The sequence below is a fragment of the Sabulibacter ruber genome (assembly GCF_017355955.1).
In the GTDB taxonomy this organism is placed as follows: Bacteria; Bacteroidota; Bacteroidia; order Cytophagales; family Hymenobacteraceae; genus Nibribacter; species Nibribacter ruber_A.
This window is the reverse complement of the sequence record NZ_JAFFID010000179.1, coordinates 1-252: the sequence shown is the minus strand read 5'-3', so window position 1 is coordinate 252 and position 252 is coordinate 1. Positions and strand designations below refer to the sequence as shown.

The 252-nt window shown below is 71.4% G+C and carries 1 protein-coding gene; it reads left to right on the top strand.

From position 1 onward, the window contains the following. On the top strand, positions 1-252 hold a 252-nt coding region (locus JT719_RS24955), incomplete at both ends, for a hypothetical protein (RefSeq protein WP_207436478.1).

The window sequence follows — 252 nt, the reverse complement described above, 5'->3', positions numbered from 1 at the left end:
CGCGGCGGTCACGCCGCTGCTCCTCGTCCAGGTGGATGGGGACGACGGGGTGGACATCGCCCGCGAAGCGTTGCGGCGGTTTGGCCTGCCCTCCAGGGCCATCGCCGTCCACACCGCGCGCGAACCCGACCCCGACGTCGTCGCCATGGCCGCCGACACGACCAAGGAGGCGCTCATCTTCAAGGTGGCGGTGGCTCTTGGCTTCGACGCGCCCCGTGCCTTCACCCTGGTGTCGTTGCGCAGCGCGCAGGA